General features: G+C 68.3%; 11 protein-coding genes. 6 read left to right on the top strand and 5 right to left on the bottom strand.

The window, feature by feature from the left end; genetic code table 11:
* Positions 1 to 426: 426 nt before the first annotated feature.
* The 6 genes from ASF26_RS18810 to ASF26_RS22240 all read left to right on the top strand — a co-directional run bounded on the left by ASF26_RS18810 (position 427) and on the right by ASF26_RS22240 (position 6,742).
* On the top strand, positions 427 to 1,512 hold the full coding sequence (locus ASF26_RS18810; protein WP_056257545.1) for a molybdopterin-binding protein: 1,086 nt from the start codon (positions 427 to 429) through the stop codon (positions 1,510 to 1,512).
* Positions 1,509 to 3,503, top strand: coding sequence for a molybdopterin biosynthesis protein (locus ASF26_RS18805; RefSeq protein WP_056257541.1), 1,995 nt, complete (start codon positions 1,509 to 1,511; stop codon positions 3,501 to 3,503). Before ASF26_RS18810 ends, ASF26_RS18805 begins: the two co-directional genes overlap by 4 nt.
* On the top strand, positions 3,500 to 4,054 hold the full coding sequence (mobB, locus tag ASF26_RS18800) for a molybdopterin-guanine dinucleotide biosynthesis protein B (RefSeq protein WP_200925965.1): 555 nt from the start codon (positions 3,500 to 3,502) through the stop codon (positions 4,052 to 4,054). Before ASF26_RS18805 ends, mobB begins: the two co-directional genes overlap by 4 nt.
* Complete coding sequence (gene glp / locus ASF26_RS18795; protein ID WP_056257538.1) at positions 4,038 to 5,291, top strand: gephyrin-like molybdotransferase Glp; 1,254 nt, start codon at positions 4,038 to 4,040, stop codon at positions 5,289 to 5,291. Before mobB ends, glp begins: the two co-directional genes overlap by 17 nt.
* Before the next feature lie 156 nt (positions 5,292 to 5,447).
* Positions 5,448 to 6,149: a TerC family protein gene (locus ASF26_RS18790; protein ID WP_056257535.1), complete on the top strand. Its 702-nt coding sequence runs from the start codon at positions 5,448 to 5,450 to the stop codon at positions 6,147 to 6,149.
* Between the two features lie 23 nt (positions 6,150 to 6,172).
* Entirely contained in the window at positions 6,173 to 6,742 is a 570-nt protein-coding gene (locus tag ASF26_RS22240; protein WP_082477702.1) for a GNAT family N-acetyltransferase, read from the top strand.
* A 173-nt stretch (positions 6,743 to 6,915) separates the two neighbouring features.
* Here the strand turns inward: ASF26_RS22240 and ASF26_RS18780 are convergent, their stop codons facing one another.
* The 5 genes from ASF26_RS18780 to ASF26_RS18760 form a co-directional block, all read right to left on the bottom strand.
* Positions 6,916 to 7,455 carry a GrpB family protein gene (locus ASF26_RS18780; RefSeq protein ID WP_056257529.1) on the bottom strand — a complete coding sequence of 180 codons (540 nt, stop codon included), beginning with the start codon at positions 7,453 to 7,455 and terminating at the stop codon, positions 6,916 to 6,918.
* Positions 7,456 to 7,858: 403 nt separating this feature from the next.
* Positions 7,859 to 8,422 (bottom strand): hypothetical protein, encoded by a 564-nt coding sequence (locus ASF26_RS18775; protein WP_244475989.1) that lies wholly within the window; start codon positions 8,420 to 8,422, stop codon positions 7,859 to 7,861.
* Between the two features lie 120 nt (positions 8,423 to 8,542).
* Positions 8,543 to 9,379, bottom strand: coding sequence for an extracellular solute-binding protein (locus ASF26_RS18770; RefSeq protein WP_056257526.1), 837 nt, complete (start codon positions 9,377 to 9,379; stop codon positions 8,543 to 8,545).
* Positions 9,352 to 10,083 carry an ATP-binding cassette domain-containing protein gene (locus tag ASF26_RS18765; RefSeq protein WP_056257523.1) on the bottom strand — a complete coding sequence of 244 codons (732 nt, stop codon included), beginning with the start codon at positions 10,081 to 10,083 and terminating at the stop codon, positions 9,352 to 9,354. The genes ASF26_RS18770 and ASF26_RS18765 overlap by 28 nt, the downstream gene beginning before the upstream one ends.
* A complete protein-coding gene (locus ASF26_RS18760) occupies positions 10,080 to 10,775 on the bottom strand; it encodes an ABC transporter permease (RefSeq protein WP_056257520.1) in 696 nt (231 codons plus the stop codon). Before ASF26_RS18760 ends, ASF26_RS18765 begins: the two co-directional genes overlap by 4 nt.
* Positions 10,776 to 10,927: the final 152 nt, after the last annotated feature.

Below are 10,927 nucleotides of genomic sequence, written 5' to 3'. Positions count from 1 at the left end.
GGAGCAGCGGAGCGATCTCATCCCAGAGATCATCGGGGAGAAGCGGTCTGGCCATGCCAAACCAACGCTCAACATCCGACTCGGTGCCGTTCTGTTAGGCGCTCTAAGTCGTCGTTCCAAAGCCTTACCTCATCCTGAGGTGCCGCGGAGCGGCCTCGAAGGAGGCTTCCAGGGATTGCTTTGGTGTCTGGAGGGCTCCTTCGAGGCCCTTTGCTCGAGCAAAGGGCACCTCAGGATGAGGTGATCGGCTGGGATGATCGACTTTGGCAGTTGTTCGCCTTCGGCAGGAGCCTCCGCTGAGAGATCCAATGAGACCGGGTTTTAGCGGTGACGTCGCCTCCTGTCTTCCCCACCGTCGGCCGCTCGGCTGATCCGCCACGGCCAGGGGTTGCCCGCCCGGCCGCGATGCAGCATCCGTCTCGGTGCATGTCGATCCGGTCCGCCACTTCGGCCTTGATGCCCCTCGACGAGGCCTTGGCGCGACTTCTCGCGGTCGCGCCCGTCGCCACCATCCTCGTGCCTCTTGGAGAGGGAATCGGCTTCGTCCTGGCCGAGGATGTAGTGGCTCTCACCGATCGTCCCGCCGAACCGCGAGCGCGCCGTGACGGTTGGGCCGTGGCCGCCGGGGATGTGACCGGGGCCTCCCCCTACGCACCCGTCACCCTGCGTGGACCGCCCCCATGGGTGGAGGATGGCGACGCGCTGCCGCCGCGCACTGACACCGTGCTGACGCCGGACGCGGTCGGCGCCGATGGGGACATCGTCTCCGATGCGGCGCAGGGCGAGGGCGTCTCCCGCGTCGGTCAGGAGGTCGCGCGCGGGGACTTACTGGCGTGCGCTGGCGAGCGTTTGACGGCGCTTCGTGCCCTGGCCCTTGGCGAGGCCAGGATCGCTACGGTCTTGGTCCGAAGGCCCCGTCTCCATATCGTCGGGATCGGTCATGGGTCGGCCTCGGCAGTCGCCGATCTGGCCTTGGCGGCGGGAGTGCGGGTCACGTCGAGCGACTCAGCCCGTGACGTGGACTCCATCGTCGCGGCGATGCGGGTCGATGGGGCCGACGCGGTGTTCGTCGTCGGCGGCACCGGGTTCGGCCGCACCGATCAGTGTGCGGAGGCCCTCGCCCAGGTGGGCCGCCTCGACGCGCACGGGATCGCCCTGCATCCGGGGGAGAGCGCCGGCTTCGGCCGGATCGGGACGGTCCCGGTCCTGTTGCTGTCCGGCCGGCCCGAGGCCGCCCTCGCGTCATTCCTCGCCCTCGGGCGGCCCTTACTGGCCCGGCTCTCAGGCGCGGTTCCGCCCGAGGGCGTCAAAGGCCGCCTGACCCGGAAGATCGCCTCGACCGTCGGCATGAGCGAGATCGTCTTCGTGCGGATGACGCGGGATGGGGTGGAGCCCATCGGCGGCGGGGATCTACCGCTGCGTCGCCTGATCCTCGCCGAGGGCGCGGTTCTGGTGCCGCCGGAGCGGGAAGGCTACCCTGAAGGCGAGTGGATCGAGATCGTGCCCCTGTGAACCGCCCCGACGGAGCTGAGACGAAAGAGGATTTCCTGGCGAGGCTGTCGCGCGCGGCACGCCAGGAGCAGTTCCTCCAGGTGGTCGGCCGGGACGAGGCCGTCGCACGGTTTCGCACGGCGATCCCGCATGCCGCGCTGCCGGCGGAGAGCGTGCCGCTGGCCGCCTGCCTCGGACGCGCCTTGGCGGGTGATGTCGCCTCGCCCATCGACGTGCCTCCCTTCGACCGCGCCCTCGTCGATGGTTTCGCCCTCCGCGCTTCCGACACGATGGGCGCGAGCCAGGCCGAGCCGCGCCGGCTCGGCCTCAATCACGAGATCCTCGCCTGCGGCGTCGCGCCCCGGCTCGTCGTCCTGCCCGGCACGGCGACGGCCATCGCCACCGGCGGCGTGATGCCGCGCGGGGCCGACGCGGTGGTGATGGTGGAGGCCACCGGCATCGCATCCGGCGAAGGACCGCTAGCCATCGACCTCGACCGGGTAGCCGCACCCGGGCAATTCGTCGGCTATGCCGGCTCCGACATGGCGCGCGGCGAGACCGTTCTGCGCAAGGGCACCGTGATCACGGCGCGGGAGATCGGCATGCTCGCCGCCTGCGGCCTCGCCGAGGTCGAGGTGGTGCGCCGCCCGAGAATCGCCGTGCTCTCCACCGGCGACGAACTGGTGGCTCCGGGCCAGCCCCTGCCGGGCGCCGGGATCTACGATTCCAACGGGGCCATCATCGCAGCCTCGGTCGCCGAGAATGGCGGCGACCCCGTGGCCTTCGGCATCGTCGCGGATAACGAGGCGGCGCTCGAAGCCGCGATCCGCGCGGCCCTGTCGGACTGCGACGTCGTCGTCCTGTCGGGCGGCACCTCGAAGGGCGCGGGCGACGTCTCGCACCGCATCCTTTCCCGCCTCGGCGAGCCCGGTATCCTCGTCCACGGCGTCGCCCTCAAACCCGGCAAGCCCCTCTGCCTCGCCAAGGCGCAGGACAAGGCCATCGTCGTCCTGCCCGGTTTCCCGACTTCGGCGATGTTCACCTTCCACGAATTCGTGGTGCCCCTCGTCCGGTCGCTGGCGGGGCTTCCCCCACGGGAGGAGGACAGCGTCGAGGCGGTCCTTCCCCAGCGCATCGCCTCCGAACGCGGGCGGATGGAATTCGTCATGGCCTCGCTCACCCATGGGCGGGACGCTCCCGTCGCGGTCCCGCTCTCCAAGGGCTCCGGCTCGGTGACGGCCTTCTCCCAGGCCGACGGCTTCTTCGCGATCCCCGCCGCGCGGGCGGGGATGGAGGCCGGCGAGCGGGTGAACCTGTCGCGGATCGGGGCCGGCACCCGCGCGCCCGACCTCACCATCGTGGGCAGCCATTGCATCGGCCTCGACGCCGTCGTCGGACGCCTGGCCGAACGCGGCATCCGCGCCCGCACCATCTGGGTCGGCTCCTCCGGGGGCCTCGCCTCCCTCAAGCGGGGCGAATGCGACATCGCAGCGATGCATCTCCTCGACCCCGAGACCGGCCGCTACAACACGCCCTTCCTCACGCCGAGCTTGCGCCTCGCGGAGGGGTGGGGGCGGATGCAGGGCGTCGTGTTCCGCCCCGGCGATGCCCGGTTCGCGGGGCGCGACGCGGCGGAGGCGGTCTCGGCCCTGGTCCGCGACCCGGACGCGATCATGGTGAACCGCAACACCGGCTCGGGGACGCGGCTCCTCATCGACGGGGTGCTGAACGGCGCCCGGCCGCCGGGGTTCTGGAACCAGCCCCGCTCACACAATGCCGTCGCCGCCGCCGTGGCCCAGGGCCGGGCGGATTGGGGTGTCGCCATCGAGAGCGTCGCCCGCGCCTACGGCCTCGGCTGCCTGCCGCTCACCGACGAGCGCTACGATTTCGCCTATGCCGAGGACCGGGCGCGGGAACCGGCGCTCGCCGCCTTCCTCTCCCTCCTCGGCGAGCCGGAGACCGATTCGGCCCTGGCCGAACTCGACTTTCCCCGCGCGCGGACCCTGCCATGACGGAGCACGCCATGCGGGTGATGGGCCTTGCCGGCTGGAGCGGGGCGGGCAAGACGACACTGCTCGCCAAGCTCATTCCCGCGCTGATCGCGCGGGGGCTGACGGTCTCCACCATCAAGCACGCGCATCACGCCTTCGACGTGGATCAGCCGGGCAAGGATTCGTACCGGCATCGCCAGGCCGGCGCGTCGGAGGTGCTGATCTCGTCCGCTGTTCGCTGGGTGCAGATGCACGAGGTGCGCGACGGCGAAGAGGCGAGCCTCGCCGAGTTGCTGCGCCGTCTCAGCCCCTGCGATCTCGTGCTGGTGGAAGGTTTCAAGCGCGAGGGCCATCCAAAGATCGAAATCCATCGGAACGCCAACGGCCGTCCGCCGCTTCATCCGCAGGACGAGAACATCGTCGCCGTCGCCAGCGACCGGGCGTTCCCGGAGGCGGGGCTTCCCGTTGTCGATCTCGACGACGTGGCGGCCATCGCCGATCTCGTCGCGTCCCTGGCGGAACCGGTCGATGCCATCCTGAACAGGATCGAAGGCCATGGCGCAGCTGACTGACGATTGCTTCGCCTTCGGCGGACGATTGATGAGCGTCGACGACGCCCTCGCGCTGATCGCCGAGCGGCTTCCGGTCCTGGCCGGGATCGAGACCGTGCCGCTGCACGAGGCGGATGGACGCGTCGCGGCGGAGGACGCGACCGCCGGGATCGACCTGCCGCCCTTCGACAATTCGGCGGTGGACGGCTACGCCGTGCGCCATGCCGACCTCGCCCCTTCGGCTGAGACGCGGATGATCGTCGAAGGCCGGGTCGCCGCCGGCCAAGCCGGACTGACGATGGCGGGCGGCCCGAGCGCGGTCCGCATCTTCACCGGCGCGCGGATGCCGGGCGGCGCCGACACGGTCTTCATGCAGGAGGACGTGACGCTGGAGGGGACCGGCATCGTCCTGCCGCCGGGCCTGAAGCGCGGGGCGAACCGCCGGCTCGCGGGCGAGGACGTACCCAAGGGCGGCACCATCGTCACCGCCGGGCGGCGCCTCTCGCCGCAGGACGTGGCCTTGGCCGCCGCCACCGGTCGCTCGTCCCTGGCCGTCCGCCGCCGTCTCAAGGTGGCGGTGTTCTCCACCGGCGACGAACTCGCCGAACCGGGCGCCGTCCTGGCGCCGGGGGCGATCCACGATTCCAACCGGGTGATGCTGGTCGCCCTGCTGAAGCGCCTCGGCGCGCAGGTGAGCGACCTCGGAATCCTGCGCGACGACCGGGCTGTTCTCGCAGCCCACCTCGCCGAGGCGGCGTCCGCCCACGATCTCCTCCTCACCTCCGGCGGGGTCTCCACCGGCGAGGAGGACCACGTGAAACCGGCGGTGGAGAGCGTCGGCAGCCTGGTGTTCTGGCGGCTCGGCATCAAGCCGGGCCGGCCGGTGGCCATGGGCGTCGTGTGGGGCACGCCCTTCGTCGGGTTGCCGGGCAATCCCGTGGCCGCCTACGTGACCCTGCTCTTCGTGGTGCGCCCCTTGCTGGCACGCCTGGGCGGCGAACACCTCGAAGCGCCCCTCGCCATCCCGGTCCGCTCCACCTTCGCCTATCGCAAGAAAGCCGGCCGCCGCGAGTTCGTGCGCGTCAGCCTGAGGCGCGTCGCCGATGGCGGGTTGGAGGCGGTGAAGTTCCCCCGTGACGGGGCCGGCCTCCTCACCTCGCTCACGGGGAGCGACGGGCTGGCGGCACTCCACGACGACGTGACCGCGATCGAGCCCGGCGACACGATCGAGGTTTATCCGCACGCGTTGCTGTACTGACGGGAATCTCCCGTCTCCCTCCCGGAGAGCGTAACCGACGCTTGCATTGCGCGGGCTCCGGCACGATGTGCCCGGTCGAGGCCGAGCTCTCTCGGCTTTCGAGCGGGGGGCCGCTCACCTGTCTCCATTGCCACTCCGACCCGACCGAAAGCGCCGATGGACTTTCTCGACTCGCATTTCCTCGTCTCGGTGCTGCAGATCGTCTGGATCGACCTGCTCCTCTCCGGTGACAACGCGGTCGTCATCGCCATGGCGTGCCGATCCCTCCCCCCCGAGCAGCGCCGCACCGGCATCCTCCTCGGCGCGGGGACGGCCGTGGGACTGCGCATCCTCTTCGCGGTCATCATCACCTATCTGCTGGCGGTGCCGTTCCTGCGGATCGGCGGCGGGCTCCTGCTCCTCTGGATCGCGGTGAAGCTGGCCCTCGGCGAAGACGAGGAAAACCACGCGGTCGGAGACAGCGCGACCCTGTGGAAGGCGGTGCGGACCATCGCCATCGCCGACGCCGTCATGAGTCTCGACAACGTCGTCGCCATCGCCGCCGTGGCAAAGGGCGAAGTCTCGCTGTTCGTCTTCGGCCTGCTGCTGTCGATCCCGCTCATCGTGGCGGGCGCTTCCCTCATCACGACGCTGCTGAAGCGGTTTCCCCTGGTCATCTGGGCGGGGGCCGCGCTTCTGGGCTGGATCGCCGGCGAGATGATCGTCACCGATCCCTACATCGCCGAACATGTGGCCTCCGTGCCCCACGCGCACCAGGCCGCCGCCGCGCTCTGCGCCGTGCTCGTCGTCGCCGTGGCGTTCATCTGGAAACGGGCGACCGCTTCGCCCGAGCCGATCGTCGATCAGGGCCGTCGTTGAGGCCAGCGGTCAAAACCTGACGGATGGGACCCGCCCTGAGCGTCACCGATGGGTGGTTTGCCGGCGGTCTGCTTTCCGGCAAGAGCTGTTCGATATCAAATCATCGAGGACGATTGAACGTGGGCGATTGGCACGACATCCATCTTTTGCCGGGGGAGCCAGCCGACCTTCCTTTAATTTACCAACTCGAACGCGCCTACATCGTAGACTACGAGCCACAGAACGTTCATGCGTGGCAGTCGGCGATGCATCGCCACCTCGAACAATGGGTGCGTTGCCTGCCGCATACAGTCGTTGCCGCAGTCGGCGATGAGAAAGTTGGCTACGTGTTTTGGGAGAAGGCGTCCCAAACTGCGACCCTTGCCTCTATCCATGTCAAGCCCAATTACCGACGGCGCGCGATTGGGCGTTCTCTGCTGGCACGTTTCGAAGAGAATGCGGCTCGACTGGGATGCGAGACTGCTGATCTTCATGTTTTCGAAGGAAATCCTGCCATGCATTTCTACGAAGCGGCAGGTTACGCCGTTATCGGAAACGCGGGCTCCTATGTGGCCCTATCAAAAGACTTGGTTGCTCGACGCCATCCTTCTTGAGTTTGCCGCCGGTCGGCACCATCCGTCTCGCTGGCGTTCCCAATCAGTTGCTTCTCCAGATCAGATGTTCGTCGAGCAAGGCGAACCAATGACTGCTTTCGGGTTTCACACAAAACCCCGCGAACGACCGGGCTGGGTCGTTAGCTGTCGTACGGTTTAGCTGAATAGTCCCGTCACAATGAGGAGCGCCGCCAATCAGCCAGAGCGGCAGCTTCAATGGCCTCGATCCATGCACTCTTGCATGCGCCATACGCGTGAGAGTCGTTGGGATAGAGTGCCCGGCAGCGAGCTTTCTCATGCTCGTAGGAGGCAACGATCTCTGGTCGCTCCCGAAGGTAGTCGCGAAAAGCGAGATGCCGGTCGATGTCCGGCGCACCAATTTCATAGCAGTGCACCTGAACAAGACGCCGCCCGGTGCCCGGCTCGTCCCTTGTGACGTAACGCCGCCCAGGAAGCCCAAACTCACCCCACCAGTCGTAACCGATTTGTTCGAGGTTCGTCTTCCTCAAGTCCATCTCGCCGATGCTTCGGACGACAGGCAGGAGATCGAGGATTGGCTTCGCCCTTAAGCCTGGGATGGCCGTTGATCCGATGTGGTGCACGATCAACAGGGCTGAACCGAGCGCATCCTGCAGAACGGACGCTTCCGCGAGTGCCGCTACCGACCAATGTGGATTGTGTTCGGCCAGTTCGACCTTGAAGGGTGGAGGCATCGTGTTCGACAATCAGGGCGTCTGGCCTGCAGTGTCTCACGTCCAATCACGAGTCCGCAATGGGTCGTGGGCAGCCCCGGCGGCGGGCACCAAACGTCAGATGTTTATCACTGCTTTCAGCTGTATTTCCAAGACTTTACCTCATTCTGAGGTGCCGTAGCGTCGCGAAGGCCTCGAAGGAGGGCTCCAGATATCGAAGCGGCTTCTGGAGGCCTCCTTCGAGGCTCGCTGACGCGGGCACCTCAGGATGAGGTCATGGGTTGGAATGATCGACTTTGGCGGGTGGTCGACTCTGACACGGGCATTCGCAGACGCATCGGGTCAAATAGGCTGCGAGGCCGGTGACCAACGAAAAACGGCCCCTCGCAAGGGGCCGTTTTTCGTTGTCGAGACGAGATCGGACTTACCGCGCCGCTTCGAGATATTTGAGGTCGAGGGCGGCCAGCGACATGAGCGGTGACGGCATGACGACACCGTCGCGGCGGATCATCCGGGCGACCCGCTGGCACGCGGCGATGTCGTTGGCACCGGCGGCGGCATCGCCCTGTTCGATGAAGGCGGCACTCGGCGTCTTCGGCGGTGGTGCGGACGGAGCGACGGGGGCGGCAGCGGGGGCTGGGGCCTGGGCCGACGCGCCCGAGGGGGCCGCGGCGTTCTGGGTCGCCCCCTGGGGACCGGAGGCACCGGGACCGTTGGAGGCCGTCGGACCGCTCAGGCCCGAATCCTTCTGCGTCTCACTGCCGGAGGGTTTCTGCGAGCCCGAGCCCGGAGCGGTGACGGCCGTGCTCGTCTGAGCCGTAGCCGAACCGGACGCGGCCGGCTGAGCCGGCGGATGCAGGAACGCGGTGAGCTCCTTGCAGATATCGGCCGGTTTGCCCGGCGATTCGGCCGAAGCGATTGCCGGAACCATCGTCATCGCCGCCGTCACGGCGACGATGGACAATCCTCTGATACCCGAATCCATCATGACACGGCCCTCCCGAGACCAGCCGCCGCAACTGCAACGGCGCGATTGACCAAGGAAGGTGCGCGGCACGCGTAAGGTGTCAAGGGCGGCGCGGCGCGCCCTTTCGTCGGGGACCGGACGTCATCGGGCTTCGGCATTGGGAAAGAAGAGCTGCTCTCCGTTGATCCGGTAGGCCGCGATGGCCGCCTGGCCCGGGGCCGAGATGAGCCAATCCACGAAGGCCTGCGCCGCCTTCGCCTTCACATGCGGATGTTTTTCCGGGTTCACGACCATCACGCCGTATTGGTTGAAAAGGCGCTTGTCGCCTTCCACCAGGATCTTGAGGTCGCCCCGGTTCTTGAACGACAGCCACGTGCCCCGGTCGCTGAGCAGGTAGGCATTGGCGGCCGAGGCAGTGTTGAGCGCCGGCCCCATCCCCTGGCCCACATCCTTGTACCAATCACCGCGCACGGCACTGAGATCGAGGCCGGCCTCTGTCCAGTAGCGCAGCTCGGCACTGTGGGTGCCCGAGCGGTCGCCGCGCGAGACGAAGGGCGCCTTGGCGGCGGCGATCTTGCGCAGGGCCTCGACGACGCTGGAGCCGGCCGCGCCGGCCGGATCGTCCTTCGGGCCGACGATGACGAAGTCGTTGTACATCACGGGATAGCGCTTCGTGCTCCACCCCTCGCCGACGAATTTCTCTTCGGCGGCGGTGTCGTGGACGAGGGCGACATCGGCATCCCCGCGTCGGGCCGCATCGAGGGCCTGCCCTGTGCCGAGGGCGACCACCTTCACGCCGATGCCGCTGGCCTGGGTGAATGCCGGCAGCAGCTCCTTGAACAAGCCGGATTGTTCGGTGGATGTGGTGGAGGCCACCGTGATGGTCTCGGCGGGCTCGGCGACACCCGGTACGGACGACAGCCCGGAGACGGCGACGAGGAGGCCGAGGCTCAGGAGAGAGCGGCGAAGGAAGTCCATGGCATTTCTCCGGTGAGATAGGCCCGCGCCTGCGGCGAACGGGGGGATGACAGGGTGGTGCGCACGGGTCCATGCTCGACAGCGAGCCCCCCGGCGAGGACGACCACATCCTCGGCCAGACGCATGACCTGACCGAGATTGTGCGAGACCAGCACGACCTTCGTGCCGGCCACCGCCATCGACGCCACGAGATCTTCGATGACGTGGGACGAGGCCGGATCGAGATTGGCGGTGGGCTCGTCGAGAAGGAGGAGATCGGGCGCCCGCGCCCATGCCCGCGCGAGGGCGAGGCGCTGCTGCTCGCCCCCCGACAGGCGGGTGGCCGGAGCGCCGGCCCGCTCGGCGAGCCCCACATGGCGGAGCGCGGCCCGCACCCGTTCGGCCCGCTCGCCCACGCCGAGGCCGAGCGGCGCGAGCGCCAGGGCCACGTTGGCGGCGGCGCTGGCACGGACGAGGCCCGGCCGCTGGAACACGAAGGCGGTGCTCGGAGGAGGACGGTCGGATGGCCCGATGCGGATGGTCCCGCCCGTCGGTGCCAGCAATCCGTCGATGAGGCGCAGGAGCACGCTCTTGCCGGCGCCGTTCGCGCCGACGATCGCCGTGATGCCGGTGGACGTCACCGACAGGTCGATGCCGTTGAGGATGGGCATGTCTCCCACCCGGTAGCGCAAGCCTTCGATGACGATGGGGAGTGCCGTGCTCATCCGTAGGCCCGCATGGCATGGGAGCGGAGCAGCGAGGCGGTGGCGCTGACGACGAGAACGATGGCGATGAGGACGAGGCCGAGGGCCAAGGCGAGGGGCAGGTCTCCCTTCTGTGTCTCCAGGGAGATCGCCGTCGTCATGGTGCGGGTATGCCCATCGATATTGCCGCCCACGACCAGGACGGCCCCGATCTCCGAGATGGCGCGGCCGAATGCGGCGAGAATCGCCGTCACCAGGGAGAAGCGCGTATCGTAGATCAGGATCGCGGCCCGCCGGGCGGGTCCGAGGCCGAGGGAGCGAAGCTGCTCGCCGAGATGCTCCTCCGCATCGGCGACGATCTGGCGTGCGAGGGCGGCGATGAGCGGGACGACCAGAACCGTCTGCGCCGCGATCATCGCGCCCGGCGTGAACAGGAGGCCCAGCCCTCCCAGCGGACCGGACCGCGACAGGAGAAGATAGAGGACGAGGCCGATCACCACCGGCGGCAGGCCCATCGCCGCGTTGAGAAGACTGACCACCAGCCTTCGCCCCGGAAATGCCGACACGGCGACGAGGGCCCCGAGGGGCACGCCGACGAGGGTGCCGAGCCCCACCGCCGACAGGCTCACCTGCAGCGACAGGCCGGCGATGGCCACCACCTCCGGATCGAGGGCGGCGAGCCGTCTGATCGTCTCCTCGAAGGTCTGAAGCATGGCTCGGGTGCTGCGCGCGGCGAGTGCCTCTCGCAAAGCTCCCGCTGCGCCGTGGTGCTGCGAGTAAGAGCCGACCGGGACGGGGAGTTTTGTGAGGCACTCTCACCCCCTCATGCTATCCCTCTCCCTGCCAGTTCAATAGGAAACGGATT

Origin of the sequence: Methylobacterium sp. Leaf93 (genome assembly GCF_001422345.1) — a bacterium.
Lineage (GTDB): Bacteria > Pseudomonadota > Alphaproteobacteria > Rhizobiales > Beijerinckiaceae > Methylobacterium > Methylobacterium bullatum.
Note: the sequence above shows the minus strand (reverse complement) of the source record. Positions and strands in the feature narration are given on the sequence as shown.

Coding starts and splice junctions, on each gene's coding strand:
- ASF26_RS18810 (WP_056257545.1), top strand. CDS start 427: ATGTCGATCCGGTCCGCCACTTCGGCCTTGATGCCCCTCGACGAGGCC.
- mobB (WP_200925965.1), top strand. CDS start 3,500: ATGACGGAGCACGCCATGCGGGTGATGGGCCTTGCCGGCTGGAGCGGG.
- glp (WP_056257538.1), top strand. CDS start 4,038: ATGGCGCAGCTGACTGACGATTGCTTCGCCTTCGGCGGACGATTGATG.
- ASF26_RS18790 (WP_056257535.1), top strand. CDS start 5,448: ATGGACTTTCTCGACTCGCATTTCCTCGTCTCGGTGCTGCAGATCGTC.
- ASF26_RS22240 (WP_082477702.1), top strand. CDS start 6,173: ATGGGACCCGCCCTGAGCGTCACCGATGGGTGGTTTGCCGGCGGTCTG.
- ASF26_RS18780 (WP_056257529.1), bottom strand. CDS start 7,455: ATGCCTCCACCCTTCAAGGTCGAACTGGCCGAACACAATCCACATTGG.
- ASF26_RS18775 (WP_244475989.1), bottom strand. CDS start 8,422: ATGATGGATTCGGGTATCAGAGGATTGTCCATCGTCGCCGTGACGGCG.
- ASF26_RS18770 (WP_056257526.1), bottom strand. CDS start 9,379: ATGGACTTCCTTCGCCGCTCTCTCCTGAGCCTCGGCCTCCTCGTCGCC.
- ASF26_RS18765 (WP_056257523.1), bottom strand. CDS start 10,083: ATGAGCACGGCACTCCCCATCGTCATCGAAGGCTTGCGCTACCGGGTG.
- ASF26_RS18760 (WP_056257520.1), bottom strand. CDS start 10,775: ATGCTTCAGACCTTCGAGGAGACGATCAGACGGCTCGCCGCCCTCGAT.